The sequence below is a fragment of the Rathayibacter agropyri genome (assembly GCF_013249015.1).
Lineage (GTDB): Bacteria > Actinomycetota > Actinomycetes > Actinomycetales > Microbacteriaceae > Rathayibacter > Rathayibacter agropyri.
On sequence record NZ_JABRPL010000004.1, the window covers coordinates 147,660 to 162,503 of the forward strand.

The window sequence follows — 14,844 nt, forward strand, 5'->3', positions numbered from 1 at the left end:
CCTAGCCGATCCGTTCCTTGCGGCCCAGGATTCCCTGCGGCCTGACCAGAAGGATGATGATCATGAGGATGAGCGGAGCCACGTACTTGAGGTTCTCCGGGATCCAGATCGTCGAGATGTTCATCATCAGGCCGATGATGAGCGAGCCGACCAGCGCTCCGTAGGCGGAGCCGAGGCCGCCGAGCGTGATCGCCGCGAAGATCAGCAGCAGGATCGACGCTCCGGTGTCCCAGCGCAGCGATTGGTAATAGCCGATGTAGACGCCCGCCAGCGCCGCGAGAGCGCCCGACATTACCCAGACGACGCGGATGACGCGCTCGACGTTGATGCCCGAGGCGGAGGCGAGGGCACGGTTGTCCGAGACCGCGCGCATCGCCTTACCGATCTTCGTCTTCGTGAGCACGTAGGCGACTCCGACGATGCAGATCACTCCAATGGCGGCGCCGACGAGGTCGGTGAACTTGAGGCTGATCCCGAGCGCCGGCACGGTGAAGAACGGCGCGGTGCTATTGGGGAGCGAGAGCCGGTCGGCACCGAAGAAGAACACGAACACGTAGCGCAGCGCCAGTGAGAGCCCGATGGTCACGATCATCAGCGGGATGAGCTGGATGCCCTTCTTCCGCAGCGGTTTCCAGAGCAGCCCGTCCTGGGCGTAGCCGAATGCTCCGCCGAGGATTACTGCGATCGGGATGGCCAGCAGCGCGGGGAGTCCGAAGACGCCCGAGAAGAGGTAGGCCATCAGCGCGCCGAACGTGACCAGCTCGCCGTGGGCGAAGTTGTTCAACCCGGTCACGCCGTAGATCAACGAGGCGCCAATCGCCGCGAGGGCGATCAGGAGTCCGAAGATCAGACCGGTGACGACCTTGGGCCAGAAGATGATCCAGAAGGTGTCGGCCGACACTGGCTGATTGACGGCGTTCGACGTCCCATCGGGGTTCGTCGCGTCATTGCCCGTCGTGCCCTCGGTTGCGGGGCTCGTCGGCGCGGCGGAGTCGGTGGGGACGGGGATGGTCGCCCCGGTGCCCTTCGGGTTCGCCGTCGAGACGATGAAGTTCACGATCTGGTTCTGCGACGCGACGATCTTCACCTGCTTGGGGTTTTGACCGGCGGCCGGGTAGCCCTTATCGGCGGGAAGGGTCTCCTCATCGATGGTCACCGTGTAGGTGCCCGCGGCCTCCAGGGGGAACGTGGCCCGGCCGTCCTCACCGGTGGTCACGGTCGCGGAGGCGTCGCCGCCGAGTTCGACGGTCACTCCCGTCAGGTTCTCGTTCGTCGTCTGCACGCGGACCCAGGCGATGATCGACTGATCGGTGGCGGTGGCCGCGAGGGCTGCGGGGGCGGCGGCCGCGATACCGGTCAGAGATGCGGCGAGAAGACCGAGCGCAAGCAGGCGGTCGCGGAGTCTCGAACGTCTCCTATCCACGGGGTACCTCCCGGTCCGTCGGATGCAGGGTCGTCGAGCGCTGGCGGCGCATCGAACGGCTGGCTGTGAGCAAGACGTTAACCTCTCGTCAGGGTGCACAGACGGGTGGCGTCTCCGGGCAGGCCCGAATCGCCGTCGTCAAACAACGTTGGTTGACCATACGTTCTGCATGTGTCGGCGGTGTTTCACCGTCGGCACTTACGCGTGACGACATTATGGGGGAGAAGAGAGCGCTCCAGCGTGCGTCAGAGCCGGAGGACGGCCGTGCGACAAGGAAGAGACCGGCCCGCCGAACGCTTAAGATCGAACATCCGCGGTGCTCAGGAGCGGACTCGCTGTCCCTCCGGAGCCCCCGCTCTCGACCTGCTAAGGGGCATTGATGGACCAGCCGGATCCCTTCGGATTCCTCGGACTCACCTACGACGACGTCATGCTCCTCCCCGGGCACACCGACGTCATCCCGAGTGAGGCTGACACGACCTCCCGGTTGACCACGCGCATCACCGTGGCTACTCCGCTGCTCTCGGCGGCTATGGACACTGTCACCGAGTCACGGATGGCCATCGCGATGGCCCGCCAGGGCGGGATCGGAGTGCTGCACCGCAACCTTTCGATCGCCGACCAGGCCGACCAGGTCGACCGCGTCAAGCGAAGCGAATCGGGCATGGTCTCTAATCCGGTGACCACGACTCCCGACGCCACCGTCGCTCAGGTCGATGAACTCTGCGGGCAGTACCGCATCAGCGGCCTCCCGGTCGTGGACTCCGCCGGCGTGCTGGTCGGCATCATCACGAACCGCGACATGCGCTTCGTTTCCCCGTTCGAGAAGGCGACGACGCTCGTCCGCGACGTAATGACCAGTTCCGGCCTGATCACCGGTCGCGTCGGCATCCCCGACAGCGAGGTGATCGCCCTCTTCGCGCAGCACAAGATCGAAAAGCTGCCGCTTGTCGATGCGCAGGGCAAGCTCTCCGGACTCATCACGGTCAAGGACTTCGACAAGTCCGAGCAGTACCCGAACGCGACGAAGGATGACGAGGGCCGCCTGCGGGTCGGCGCCGCCATCGGCTTTTTCGGGGATGCCTGGCAGCGCGCCACCGCCCTACTCGACGCCGGAGTCGACGTGATCGTCGTTGACACGGCCAACGGCGACTCCGCGGGCGTCCTCGACATCATCCGCCGACTCAAGGGCGACTCCGCGTTCTCCGGCGTCGACGTCATCGGCGGCAACGTCGCCACCCGCTCCGGCGCCCAGGCGCTCGTCGACGCGGGCGCCGACGCGATCAAGGTCGGAGTCGGACCGGGCTCGATCTGCACCACCCGAGTCGTCGCCGGCGTCGGCGTGCCGCAGGTCACCGCCGTCTACGAGGCCTCCCTCGCCGCCCGCGAGTCCGGCGTCCCCGTGATCGCTGACGGCGGGCTCCAGTATTCCGGTGACATCGCCAAGGCCCTCGTCGCCGGAGCCGACACCGTGATGCTCGGCTCGCTGCTCGCCGGCTGCGCGGAGAGTCCCGGCGACCTTGTCTTCCAGAACGGCAAGCAGTTCAAGACCTACCGCGGCATGGGCTCGCTCGGCGCGCTACAGACTCGCGGGGAGCGCACCTCCTATTCGAAGGACCGCTACTTCCAGTCCGATGTCCCCAGCGACGACAAGCTCATCGCCGAAGGCATTGAGGGCCAGGTCCCCTACCGGGGACCGCTCGCCAACGTCGCTTACCAGCTGGCCGGCGGCCTCCGGCAGTCAATGTTCTACGTCGGGGCGCGCACGATTCCTGAGTTGAAGGCGCGCGGGAAGTTCGTGCGGATCACGGCGGCGGGGCTGAAGGAGTCGCATCCGCATGACGTGCACATGGTGGTGGAGGCGCCGAACTACCGACGCTGAGGGGTGGTGACGGGGCCGGCGGCGAGTCGGGATTGCGGCCCCTCTGCCCGATGGGCCTTCGGCCCATACGCCCACCACGCCGGAGGGGCCGCAATCCCGACTCGCCGCCTCCCTCCGGGAGTCGAGCGTCGGCGCTCAGGGGGAGAGCCTTGGGGGCGCAGCGCGAGCGGCGCGGGGCGCCGGCGCTTCTGCATCCTTTCGGACGGCTTCTGCTATCCCGTCGGGCGAAGTGGTACCGGCGGACCGTAGGGAAGGAGCGCTAAGCGGCGATCCGCGTGCCAGCGGATCGCTGTGGCGCGGACGCAGGACGCTCTGCGGAACGTCACCACGTCGTGAAGCCGACCGCGGGCGAGCGACGAGCGGAGCGAGGAGCGAGCCACAGTAAACTCAGCGCCATGGAGATCGAGATCGGGCGTGCCAAGCGCGCTCGCCGTGCGTACGCCTTCGACGACATTGCCGTCGTCCCGAGTCGGCGGACGCGCGACCCCGAGGTCGTGTCGGTGAAGTGGTCGATCGACGCGTACCAGTTCGCGACGCCGATCCTCGCCGCTCCCATGGACTCGGTGGTTTCGCCGGCGACCGCGATCACACTGGGGCGTCTGGGCGCGCTGGGCGTGCTTGATCTCGAGGGCCTCTGGACCCGCTACGAGGATCCGGAGCCGTTGCTGGCGGAAATTCGCGAATTGCCCGCCGAGAGGGCCACGCAGAGGATGCAGGAGATTTACTCCGCACCGATCCGCACCGAGTTGGTGACCGCTCGCCTGGCTGAGATCCGCGCGGCGGGGGTCACCGTCGCGGGTGCGCTCTCTCCCCAGCGCACGGCCGAACTCCACCAGACCGTCGTGGATGCGGGAGTTGACGTCTTCGTCATCCGCGGCACCACGGTGTCGGCCGAGCATGTCTCTCGCGACACGGAGCCGCTGAACCTCAAGAAGTTTATCTATGAGCTCGACGTGCCGGTCATCGTCGGAGGCGCCTCCACCTATACGGCGGCCCTGCACCTGATGCGCACCGGCGCGGCCGGCGTCCTCGTCGGCTTCGGGGGCGGCGCCGCCTCCACTACCCGCGCGACCCTCGGCATCCAGGCCCCGATGGCGACCGCCGTCGCCGATGTGGCAGGTGCTCGTCGCGACTACCTCGACGAGTCCGGCGGACGCTACGTGCACGTGATCGCCGACGGTGGCCTCGGCACCTCGGGCGACATCGTCAAGGCCGTCGCCGTCGGAGCGGACGCCGTGATGCTGGGTTCGGCGCTCGCCCGAGCGACCGATGCGCCCGGCGGCGGCTGGCACTGGGGAGCGGAGGCGCACCACCCGCAGCTCCCGCGCGGCCGCCGCGTCCAGGTCGGCACCGTCGGCACGCTCGAGCAGGTCCTCTACGGCCCCGCCACCGGAGCCGACGGCACCGCCAACCTGATCGGCGCTCTCCGCCGCTCGATGGCGACCACCGGCTACTCCGACCTCAAGGAGTTCCAGCGCGTCGAGGTCGTCGTCGCGCCGTACCAGCCCAGTTGACGATTCACCGCGCGAGGGAACCCCCGGAGTTGAGGCAGCCGCGGACAGCGGGCTCCCTCGACGGGTCGGGGTTCCCCAGCCGGCGGAGGGCGGCGGGCGAACGACGCACGGGGTCTGCGGGGGCGCGCCTAAGCTAGAGGTCCCGAGTCAGGAGCGCCGCAGGGCGTGGATGGAGCACGCATGGTCGAGGTTCGCAGGGTCAAGCTGCCCGGAGTCGGCGTTCTGCACACGTTCCTGACCGCCGATGGCGGCAAGGTCGGCGTCATCGCGCACCGCTCTGGTCACAGCGACCTGATCACGTTCGCCGAGGGCGACCAGGACGGTGCGAAGGTCTCGCTCCGGCTCAGCGACGACGAGGCGCACACGCTCGCGGAGCTGCTCGGCGGCACGCAGATCACCGAGTCGCTTACCGCTCTCGACCAGATCCCCGGCCTCTCGATCGACTGGTTCACTGTCGATTACGACGACCACATCGCCGGCCAGCAGCTCGGCAAGCCTGCCGACCGCGGGATCGTCGGCCTCACGGTCGTCGCCGTCGTCCGCGGGGACGCGGCAAACCCCGCTCCGGCCCCCGACTTCCGCGTCTTCCCGGGCGACACCCTGGTAGTCGCGGGCAGCCCCGAGAAGGTCGCCAAGGCGTTCGCCTTCTTCCGCACCGGCAGCTTCGCCAAGGCGGTCGACGCCCCGCCCGGAGTCTGAGGATGCACCACGGCGAAGACCTCATCGTCCTCGGGATCCTGTTCGTCGTCGCCTACGTCCTCGGTCGGCTGGGGAGGACGATCGGGCTCCCGGCCGTCCCCATCTACATGGTCGTCGGGCTCTTAGCGAGCCCGAACTTCCCACTGTTCCCCCTCAACTTCGAGTCGAGCTACATCGAGTTGACGGCCGTTTTCGGTTTGATCCTGCTCCTGTTCAACCTCGGGCTCGAGTTCGACCAGGACGAGTTCTTCGGCAACGCCGGGAGACTGATTCTCTCTGGCGGCTCTTACATCGCGGTCAACATGGTCGTCGGGTTGGGGTTCGGCTTCCTGCTCGGCTGGGGTAGCCGGGAAGCGCTCATCATCGCCGGCATCACGGCCACGAGTTCGAGCGCGATCGTCACCAAGCTGTTGATCGAGCTGAAGCGGCTGGCGAACCCCGAGACGCCGATGATCCTCGGCGTGACCGTGGTCGAGGACATCTTTATCGCGGTCTACTTGGCGATCGTGTCCGTCGTCCTCTCGGGGGAGACGGAGCCGTGGCCGGTCATCCTCAAGCTGCTCATCGCCTTCGCGTTCCTCGTGGTCATGTTCGCGATCGCCCGCTGGGGTGGCCGCGTGGTCTCGAGGTTCTTCCGCACGCGTGACGACGAATTGTTCACGATCCTGTTCTTCGGACTCGCGATCCTCTTCGGCGGGATCGGCGAAGTCCTCGGAGTGACGGACGCGATCGGGGCCTTCCTCATCGGACTGGTCATCGGAGCGACCCGCTTCCGCTCGCGGGTGGAGCACATCGCTATTCCGCTGCGGGATGTGTTCGGCGCATTCTTCTTCGTCAACTTTGGGCTGGGGCTCGATCCTGGAGCGTTCCCGAGCGTCGTCGTCCCGGTGCTGATCGCCTCCATGATGACGATCGTGCTCAACCTCGGCGCAGGCCAGTTCGTCGCCTGGCTGAACAAGCTCGGGCCGAGAGCCGGCCTGAACGCGGCGTTTATCCTGCATAACCGCGGCGAGTTCGCGCTGATCCTGGCGACGCTCTCGCTCTCGGCGGGTCTTGACGAGCGGATCCAGCCTTTCGCCGGTCTGTACGTTCTCATCATGGCGATCGTTGGCCCGATCCTGGCCTCGCGCTCCGAGACCATCGGGGCATTCCTCTCGCGTCGCCGGCACCGCCCCGCTCCGGTCCGCCCGGCGATGACCGAGGAGAACTTCGCTCTGGTCGAGGCAGCGATGGTGGCTCCCGGGGCCTCGGCGGCCGAGGAGCCGACGGAGCTGCCCCGGAGGTCGCCCGAGCACGACGAGCTCGACGATGAATTCCCCGATCCGATGCGACAGGCCCTGATCGACCAGGCGATGCAGCAGTCGGACGGGGCGCGTGACGGCCGCCCGAGGCGCCCACGGGAGCCGGACTACTGACCCAGCGGGGTTCCGACACTCGCGGGTTAGGCTTCCTGGGGCCCGGGAGATACCCCACGGGATGAGCGTGGACGAGGGACGAATGACGCAGAGCACGGTGTGGCAGGTGGCCAGGCGCCCGCGCTGGATCGCGGCGCTCCTGCTCGCCCTCGTGATCGCCGGACTGTTCGCGGCGCTCGGCCAGTGGCAGATCGGCCGTGCCGTCGACGCAGCGGTGCCCAATTCCGGAGTATCGGAGACGACGCTGGCGCTCGAGGACGTTGCGGCTCCCTCGCGCTCGATCACCGCGACCGCCGACGGTCAGCGCGTCGAGGGCAGCTCAAGCGTCGTCGCCGGGGGCGCTGAGATCCTCGGCGGACGCCTCAACGGGGAGCGGCCGGGCTGGTGGGTCATCGCTCGCACCCGCACCATCGACGCCGACCTGGTTCTCGCCTACGGCTGGACGGCCGACCGGGAGCAGGCGCAGACGGTTGCCGATCGCGTGAACAGCGGCGAGGAGCGGACCCCCATCGCCTTCACCGGTCGTCTTGTCGCGAATGAGGCAGCCGAAGTGCCCGCGGCGGGACTCGATCCGATGACCCTCACCGCGCTGTCCATCCCGGCCCTCATTAACCGCTGGCCGGATCCTCCGCAGGACGTCTACCAGGGCTATGTCGTCGTCGACCAGCCGATCGACGGCCTCGAGGCCATTGACTCCCCGGCCCGGGTGAGCGACGTATCGCTCAACTGGCTGAATGTGTTCTATGCGATCGAATGGGTCGTGTTCGCCGGATTCGCGCTCTACCTGTGGTTCCGGCTCGTCCGCGATGCGTGGGAGCGCGAGGCCGAGGAGGCACTTGACGCCGAGGAGCGGGCGCGGAACAACCGGGCCGAGGCCCCCGCCCCCGCACCGTAAACTGGTCGCCATGCCCCTCGAGCCCAAGCCTGCGCAGTTCCCTGCGATCAGGAGCGCCCTGCGCTTCTACCGGGTGACCTCGATCATCACCGGCGTGATGCTGCTTTTGCTCTGCGCCGAAATGCTGCTGAAGTATGTGTTCCACCTGGAGCTGTTCGCGTTCGGCCAGCAGGGCGTGCTGCACTTCGCACCGATGTACGAAGCGCCGGGAGGCGAGTACCGCTCGAGCGGCACCGGTGCGAACGTGTCCACCGGCATCCTGATCGCGCACGGCTGGTTCTACGTCGTCTACCTCTTCGCCGACTTCCGCCTGTGGAGCCTGATGCGCTGGCCGTTCGCGCGCTTCGTACTCATCGCGCTCGGCGGAGTCGTTCCTACCCTCTCCTTCTTCGTCGAGACTCGCATCGCCCGCGAGGTCGAGCAGTACCTCGAGCGCCGCACCGCCGGCGCCAACCCGAAGACCCCGACCGACTCCGTGGAGGCCCCCCATTAGCGAGCAGCCCACCGCTCCCCAGCCGCATCTCGCCGCGCAGCCCGTCCTCGTCGTCGACTTCGGCGCCCAGTACGCCCAGCTCATCGCCCGCCGCGTTCGCGAGGCGAACGTCTACTCCGAGATCGTGCCGTCGAACGCGACGGCGGCCGAGATTGCGGCCAAATCTCCGGTCGGCATCATCCTCTCCGGAGGGCCCTCCAGCGTGTACGAGGAGGGCGCTCCCCAGCTCGACCCCGCCATCTTCGACCTCGGCGTTCCCGTCCTGGGCATCTGCTACGGCTTCCAGGTGATGGCGAAAACCCTCGGCGGCGAGGTCGCCAACACCGGCCTTCGCGAGTACGGAGCGACGGACGCCGCGCTCTCGACCGACGGCGGAGTCCTCCTCGGCGAGCAGCCGACCGATCAGACGGTGTGGATGAGCCACGGCGACTCGGTCGCGAAGGCCCCTGACGGTTTCGAGGTGCTGGCCTCCACCACCTCCACCCCGGTCGCTGCGTTCGGCAACGACGCGCGCCGCCTCTACGGGGTGCAGTGGCACCCCGAGGTCAAGCACTCCGCGCACGGCCAGGCCGTCATCGAGAACTTTCTGCACCGCGCCGCCGGCATTCCCGCCGACTGGAACTCGTCGAACGTGATCGACGACCAGGTCGCCGTCATCCGCGAGCAGATCGGCTCCGGCCGCGTCATCTGCGGCCTCTCCGGCGGAGTCGACTCCGCCGTCGCCGCCGCCATCGTGCACCGGGCGATCGGCGACCAGCTGACCTGCGTGTTCGTCGATCACGGCCTGCTCCGCAAGGACGAGCGCCGCCAGGTCGAGGAGGACTACGTGGCCGCCACCGGCGTCCGCCTCGTGACCGTCGACGCCCGCGAGCAATTCCTCGACGCACTGGCCGGCGTGAGCGACCCGGAGCTGAAGCGCAAGATCATCGGCCGCGAATTCATCCGCACCTTCGAGGCGGCCGCCGAAGCCCTCGTGCTCGAAGCGAAGGGCGAAGGGGAGTCGATCGACTTTCTCGTGCAGGGCACCCTTTACCCCGACGTGGTCGAATCCGGCGGAGGCACTGGCACCGCCAACATCAAATCGCACCACAACGTCGGCGGCCTCCCCGAAGACCTCCAGTTTGCGCTTGTCGAACCGCTGCGCACCCTCTTCAAGGATGAGGTCCGCGCCATTGGCCGCGAACTCGGCCTCCCCGAGACCATCGTCGGCCGCCAGCCCTTCCCCGGCCCGGGCCTCGGCATCCGCATCATCGGCGAGGTCACCCAGGAGCGGCTCGACCTGCTCCAAGACGCCGACGCCATCGTCCGCGCTGAACTCACCGCCGCCGGTCTGGACAGCGAGATCTGGCAGTGCCCCGTCGTGCTGCTCGCCGACGTCCGCTCTGTCGGCGTCCAGGGCGACGGACGCACCTACGGCCACCCGATCGTGTTGCGCCCCGTCTCCTCTGAGGACGCGATGACCGCCGACTGGACCCGGCTGCCCTACGACCTCCTCGCCCGCATCTCCAACCGCATCACCAACGAGGTCAGCGGAGTGAACCGCGTCGTCCTCGACGTGACCTCCAAACCCCCCGCCACCATCGAGTGGGAGTAACGCCGCGGGCCTCCGCACGGTCATCTGCGGCGTTGTCGTCGGTCACGATACCTCCGGTATCGCTCCCTTCTCCGCCTTGCAGCTGACCGCGCGGAGGCCCGCGGCATGTGTAGGGGGCGTCGTTGCATGACGGGGGTGTGCGGTGTGCAGGGATGAGGGGAGGAAGCGGGCTCGGCAGCTTGGGGGGGACGCGTGGGGAGGCAGGGATGTCCTGCAGATCGCACGGGGGTTTCCGTCCGGCAGGGCGGGTTAGGCGGGGGCGTCGACGACGCCGATGAAGCGGGTGCCGATGCCGTCGTATTCGTCGCGGCGGTGGCCCTCGGGATGGGGTGGCCATGCGTCCGCGGAATGGTCCTCGCACGCCAGAAATGTGAAGTCCGGCCACCACTTCTTGGGGCGGGCGGCCTCAGAACGGCCGCAGACGGCGCATGCGAGGGTCACCCATACCGGTCGTCGCCCCGTGCGGTTCTCGCGCGACTGAACCAGCCACGGAGGCGGATCCTGCTCGAGAGCGACACACTCCTCCTCCGAAAGCTTCTCGGGCAGACCGTGCCGCACCGCCATCTCGACGGGAATGTCGAGGCGCTGAGCGGCCTCGCGACGCGGAATCACCCGGCCACCCTAACCCAGCGCCGGCCGGGCGAGCTGCCGACGCGGCCGCAGTGAGGCACGCGCGACCAGCCACTCCAGCGGTCCCTGCCCGACCAGCCGCCGCCACCCCAGAGCGAACCCGACAGAGCCGACGACGAAGGCCGTGACGAGGGGCCAGCTACGCCACGCCTCGAAATCGAACGGTTCGTAGGGCACCAAGTACACGGCCAGGGCCACGAGCTGCACTGAGTAGATCGTCAGCGGCATGGCGCCCACCGCGGCGAGCGGAGCGGTAACCCTGCGCAGGAGCGGCAGCTGCTCAGTGAGCGCCATCGACGCGCCGAGAACGACGGCCGCGAATCCGCCCGACCCGACCAGCTCGGGGGTGGTGCTGGCGTGCGCTTCAACCGACTCGGGCCCACCGAGGATCAGGCCGCCGCCGTACCCGAGCACTACCGCAGCAGCCCCGCCGATCACGAGCCATCGTGCAGTGGTCACCGAGCGGATGCTGCACCGCGCGATCAGCAGCCCCAGCACCACGTAGGCCAGCCACGACGCGACAGGGTAGTACTGGGTCAGCCAGGTCACCGGCAGGGCGGCCAGCACGGACTCCTCGGGTGGGAGCGTCGCGAGCCACCTGTTCCCCGAGATCGTGAGCTCATCGACGAGGATCGGACCCGCGATCGCGATGAGCGCGACCAGCACGGCGAGGACCGCTCTCGGCAGGAACAGCAGCAGCGCCGTCGCCGCGAACATCAGGCTGTAGTGCGGCAGGATCACCGCGATCGGCGTCCCGAGCAGGTTCAGGGCCAGGCCGAGAGCGAGGAGGAGGAGTGCGCGCAGCAGGATGGACGCGGTGTCGCGCCACGGCCTCGCCGATCGGCCCGCACCCCCGGTCATGAGTCCTATCGAGACGCCAGCGAGTACGGCGAAAAGTACCGCACTGCGGCCGTCCCAGAGCATCTCGCGTTCGATCGGAGCGAGGTGGGCGGCGAGCATCCCGAGTACGGCAAGACCTCGCGCGACGTCGAGGCCGGGAAGACGGGAGTCGCGAGCGGCAGCCACCCGCTCATCGTGCCAGGCGCTCCTTCGATTGCGCCAGGAACGCGGACGGGCGCCCGACCCTGAGGTCGAGCGCCCGTCCGCGAACAGAGGCCCTGCTACTGGCGGAAGATCGCAATGAGGCGCAGGAGCTCGAGGTACATCCAGACCACGGTGACCAGGATGCCGTAGGCGCCGGTCCAGCCGTAGATGCGCGGGGCGCGGTTGCGTACGCCCTGCTGGATGAACTCGAAGTCCATCACGAGTGAGTAGGTCGCAAGAGCGATGGCGATGAGGCCGATCACGATGCCGATGAAGCCGGTCCGCAGACCAAATCCGCCGCCGACGCCGAACAGGCCGAGGCCCAGGTTCACCAGCGAGAAGACCGCATAGCTGATCATCCCGATGAAGAAGATCTTGTTCAGCTTCGGGGAGGTGCGGATCTTGCCGTTCATGAACAGCGTCAGAGTGACGCCGATCACGACGACCGTGGCCAGGAGGGCCTGGACGACCGCACCTTCGTAGGCGCTCTCGAAGAAGCGCGAGATCGCGCCCACGCCGATGCCCTGGGTCGCCGCATAGCCGAGGATCAGGGCGGGAGACGGCACCTTCTTGAAAGCGTTGACGATGCCGAGCACCAGGGCGACGAGCACGGCCGGCAGCATCAGTGCCGGAACGAACCAGCCGACGGTGGCACCCGCGAGGAGCACCACGAAGGCGAGAGCCGTCTTCGCGAGGGTGTCCTCGATGGTCATCCGATCGGTCTCGACCGAGCTGGCGGCCGGACGGTTGTACATCTGGTCGAGCGTGTCGGGGGAGACATCCGGGAGGTCCTGCACGCGGCCGGCGTAACCGCGGTTGCTGAACTCCGGGCGTCCGAACGCCGGATTATTGCTTGCCATGGTTCCTCTTCTCTCAGGTGCGCTGGTCTCCGAGGGAGCCTGCGGATCTGAGTCGCTGTGGGTGCGGGAGATGTCAAGAGTCCTGGAAGACCATCGACAATGCACCCACACTATCTGAGAGCGCCTCTCAGAGTCTGGCTGTTCACTCCGAGCTGATCTCGACTCGACGCACAACCGGCGTGCCGGGAACCGTAGCCTGGCGCCCATAGGATCACGGCATGCCAGCGCGTCGCACTCCGCTCGTTATCGGTCACCGCGGAGCAAGCGGCTACCGCCCCGAGCACACTCGATCCGCCTATGAGCTGGCGATCGCCCTGGGGGCAGACGCGCTCGAGCCCGACCTCGTCGCCACCCGGGACGGCGTGCTCGTGCTGAGGCATGAGAACGAGATCTCGGGGACGACGGACATCGAGCGCCACCCCGAATTTGCTGAGCGGCGCTGCACCAAGCGGATCGATGGGCGCGAGATCACCGGTTGGTTCACTGAGGACTTCACCTGGGATGAGCTGTCGCTCCTGCACGCTCGGGAGCGGCTGCCTGCCGTCCGGCCTGCGAGCGCCACCTTTGACGGCCAGTTCCCGCTCCTGCGCTTCAGCGAGCTCCTCGCTCTGCTCGACCGGGCGGCCGAGGACGCTCCTGACGCGCCGCCGGAACTCGTCGTTGAACTCAAGCACGCGACCTACTTCGACGGCCTCGGGCTCTCGCTCGACGTGCTGCTACGCCAGGAGCTCACCGCCGCGGGCTGGGGGGAACGGGATCCGCGCCTAACGATCGAGAGCTTCGAGAAGACGGTCCTCGAACGCCTCGCCGTGAGCGGGGTCGGCACCCGCCGGGTCTACCTCCTCGAGTCCCGGGGCGCGCCCCCTGACCTCGTTGCGGCGCATGGCGTCCACGCGACTCCCTACTCCGCCTTCACCACTCCCTCGGGACTGCGCAACCTCGCCGGCACGGTCCATGGGATCAGCGTCGACAAGAGCATGCTGTTCCGCCGGGACGCTGCGGGCCGCGTTGTCGGGACGAACTCTCTCGTCGCCGATGCGCACGCCGTCGGGCTGGAGGCCTACTGCTGGACCCTCCGCGCGGAGAACCGCTTCTTGGACAAAGTCCACCGTCGCGGCAAGGACCCTGCCGAGTACGGCGCCTGGCAGGAGGAGTTCGCCCTCATTCTGCAGACGGGAATCGACGGCGTCTTCGCGGATCAGCCGGATCTCGCCGTCGAGGCGCGTGCGGTCGATTCCGAGCGCCGGGTGCGGGGATGAGCGCGCCGGCGAGGCTGCGCATCGGCTGACGCTCGGCGCGCGCGGAGCCGGAGTGGAGCCTCCGATGCCATCATGGGCAGATCACTCGGCGCTCCCGCCCCGCCCCGCCTTCTGCTCGCGACTAGCCACACCTGCACCGCTGTGCCCCCCAAGCCGCTGAGCTCCGACATCGTTGACGCCCCACATCGCTGAGCCCCAAGATCGCCGACGAGAGGAGGCGCACGATGAGCACCCGCACCCGCATCACCCGCCGCTGGTTCATCACCGCGCTCCTCGCGGCGCTCGGCGTCGCCGTTGTCTACGGGCTCGCCGTGCTGACGCCGCAGGGGCAGGGTGTCGAGAACTCGGGTCTCCGTGGAGCCGACCAGGTGTTCGGCCGCGCGACCGGTGCCGCGGCCGGTACGCTCGCCGAGTTCACCCCGATCTCGATGCTCCTCGGCGCCCTGCTCGTCGCGCTGATCGCTCTGATCCGGAGGCGCCCGGCTCTCGCCATCGCCTCCGTGGGCTCGATTGTCATGACGGCCGCGCTCACGCAAGTGTTGAAGAACGTCGTGCTCGAGCGTCCCGAACTGGTCATTGCAGACTCCTGGTACACGGGCGGCAGCTTCCCGAGCGGACATACGGCCGCCGCGGTCTCGGTGGTCTTCGCGCTGGCGATGGTGGTTCCCGGGCGCGGCCGGACGGTTGTCCTCGCCCTCGGCGGGGTGGTCGTGGTGCTCGTCGGCAACCTGACGATGGCGGCGTCCTGGCACCGCGCGAGTGACGTCCTCGGCGCCGACCTCGTGGCGCTAGCGTCCGCCTCCGTTGCCTGCGCGTGGCTGACGGCTCGGGCCCAGGTGGGACGCGCACCGAAGCGGACCCCCCACCGTGGTACGAGGCGGCTCCTGTTGACGTGCTCGATCGTCGTCGTTGTGCTGCTGGCTGCGCTCGCCGTGCAGGGGATCCAGTACTACCCCGATGACACGAAGGACCTCGCCGCCTTCGTGCTGCTCCAGCTGTTGGCGATGTCGACTTCGACTCTCGCCGTGCTCGGCTTCTCGCTGGCGTGGCGCGGTCTCGATGTCGGAGGATCGCTGGCGGCGGCCGTCCCGCGGCAGCGTGCGGCATGAGTCAGCGCCCGGTGTCGGAGGGTCGAC

General features: G+C 68.3%; 13 protein-coding genes. 9 read left to right on the forward strand and 4 right to left on the reverse strand.

Annotated elements, in window-relative coordinates:
* Position 1 precedes the first annotated feature (1 nt).
* Positions 2–1,423 carry a branched-chain amino acid ABC transporter permease gene (locus HRF29_RS11740; RefSeq protein ID WP_343043731.1) on the reverse strand — a complete coding sequence of 474 codons (1,422 nt, stop codon included), beginning with the start codon at positions 1,421–1,423 and terminating at the stop codon, positions 2–4.
* Between the two features lie 379 nt (positions 1,424–1,802).
* On the opposite strand from HRF29_RS11740, the gene guaB reads away from it, so the two are divergent.
* From guaB to guaA, 7 genes are all read left to right on the forward strand, one after another.
* Entirely contained in the window at positions 1,803–3,305 is a 1,503-nt protein-coding gene (guaB, locus tag HRF29_RS11745; protein WP_173248982.1) for an IMP dehydrogenase, read from the forward strand.
* 395 nt (positions 3,306–3,700) lie between these two features.
* Entirely contained in the window at positions 3,701–4,819 is a 1,119-nt protein-coding gene (locus HRF29_RS11750; protein WP_173248984.1) for a GuaB3 family IMP dehydrogenase-related protein, read from the forward strand.
* Positions 4,820–4,984: 165 nt separating this feature from the next.
* Positions 4,985–5,518 (forward strand): cation:proton antiporter regulatory subunit, encoded by a 534-nt coding sequence (locus tag HRF29_RS11755; protein WP_343043732.1) that lies wholly within the window; start codon positions 4,985–4,987, stop codon positions 5,516–5,518.
* A gap of 2 nt (positions 5,519–5,520) precedes the next feature.
* Positions 5,521–6,933: a cation:proton antiporter gene (locus HRF29_RS11760; protein ID WP_173248988.1), complete on the forward strand. Its 1,413-nt coding sequence runs from the start codon at positions 5,521–5,523 to the stop codon at positions 6,931–6,933.
* A gap of 82 nt (positions 6,934–7,015) precedes the next feature.
* Positions 7,016–7,828, forward strand: a complete 813-nt coding sequence (locus HRF29_RS11765; RefSeq protein ID WP_173248990.1) for an SURF1 family cytochrome oxidase biogenesis protein — start codon at positions 7,016–7,018, stop codon at positions 7,826–7,828.
* Between the two features lie 10 nt (positions 7,829–7,838).
* Positions 7,839–8,321, forward strand: coding sequence for a DUF3817 domain-containing protein (locus HRF29_RS11770; protein WP_173248992.1), 483 nt, complete (start codon positions 7,839–7,841; stop codon positions 8,319–8,321).
* A complete protein-coding gene (gene guaA / locus HRF29_RS11775; RefSeq protein WP_173249061.1) occupies positions 8,317–9,915 on the forward strand; it encodes a glutamine-hydrolyzing GMP synthase in 1,599 nt (532 codons plus the stop codon). The genes HRF29_RS11770 and guaA overlap by 5 nt, the downstream gene beginning before the upstream one ends.
* A gap of 249 nt (positions 9,916–10,164) precedes the next feature.
* Here the strand turns inward: guaA and HRF29_RS11780 are convergent, their stop codons facing one another.
* The 3 genes from HRF29_RS11780 to HRF29_RS11790 all read right to left on the reverse strand — a co-directional run bounded on the left by HRF29_RS11780 (position 10,165) and on the right by HRF29_RS11790 (position 12,449).
* Entirely contained in the window at positions 10,165–10,527 is a 363-nt protein-coding gene (locus HRF29_RS11780) for a hypothetical protein (protein ID WP_173248994.1), read from the reverse strand.
* Between the two features lie 9 nt (positions 10,528–10,536).
* A complete protein-coding gene (locus tag HRF29_RS11785) occupies positions 10,537–11,571 on the reverse strand; it encodes a DUF418 domain-containing protein (RefSeq protein WP_173248996.1) in 1,035 nt (344 codons plus the stop codon).
* Between the two features lie 95 nt (positions 11,572–11,666).
* Positions 11,667–12,449, reverse strand: a complete 783-nt coding sequence (locus HRF29_RS11790) for a Bax inhibitor-1/YccA family protein (protein WP_173248998.1) — start codon at positions 12,447–12,449, stop codon at positions 11,667–11,669.
* Between the two features lie 218 nt (positions 12,450–12,667).
* Here HRF29_RS11790 and HRF29_RS11795 point away from each other — a divergent pair, with 218 nt between their 5' ends.
* Both HRF29_RS11795 and HRF29_RS11800 read left to right on the forward strand, forming a co-directional pair.
* On the forward strand, positions 12,668–13,708 hold the full coding sequence (locus HRF29_RS11795) for a glycerophosphodiester phosphodiesterase family protein (RefSeq protein ID WP_173249000.1): 1,041 nt from the start codon (positions 12,668–12,670) through the stop codon (positions 13,706–13,708).
* Positions 13,709–13,932: 224 nt separating this feature from the next.
* Positions 13,933–14,817 (forward strand): phosphatase PAP2 family protein, encoded by an 885-nt coding sequence (locus tag HRF29_RS11800; protein ID WP_173249002.1) that lies wholly within the window; start codon positions 13,933–13,935, stop codon positions 14,815–14,817.
* Positions 14,818–14,844: the final 27 nt, after the last annotated feature.

Bases quoted from the DNA above. Each gene is read 5' to 3' on its own strand.
- guaB (WP_173248982.1), top strand. From the start codon at position 1,803: ATGGACCAGCCGGATCCCTTCGGATTCCTCGGACTCACCTACGACGAC.
- HRF29_RS11750 (WP_173248984.1), top strand. From the start codon at position 3,701: ATGGAGATCGAGATCGGGCGTGCCAAGCGCGCTCGCCGTGCGTACGCC.
- HRF29_RS11760 (WP_173248988.1), top strand. From the start codon at position 5,521: ATGCACCACGGCGAAGACCTCATCGTCCTCGGGATCCTGTTCGTCGTC.
- HRF29_RS11765 (WP_173248990.1), top strand. From the start codon at position 7,016: ATGACGCAGAGCACGGTGTGGCAGGTGGCCAGGCGCCCGCGCTGGATC.
- HRF29_RS11770 (WP_173248992.1), top strand. From the start codon at position 7,839: ATGCCCCTCGAGCCCAAGCCTGCGCAGTTCCCTGCGATCAGGAGCGCC.
- HRF29_RS11790 (WP_173248998.1), bottom strand. From the start codon at position 12,449: ATGGCAAGCAATAATCCGGCGTTCGGACGCCCGGAGTTCAGCAACCGC.
- HRF29_RS11795 (WP_173249000.1), top strand. From the start codon at position 12,668: ATGCCAGCGCGTCGCACTCCGCTCGTTATCGGTCACCGCGGAGCAAGC.
- HRF29_RS11800 (WP_173249002.1), top strand. From the start codon at position 13,933: ATGAGCACCCGCACCCGCATCACCCGCCGCTGGTTCATCACCGCGCTC.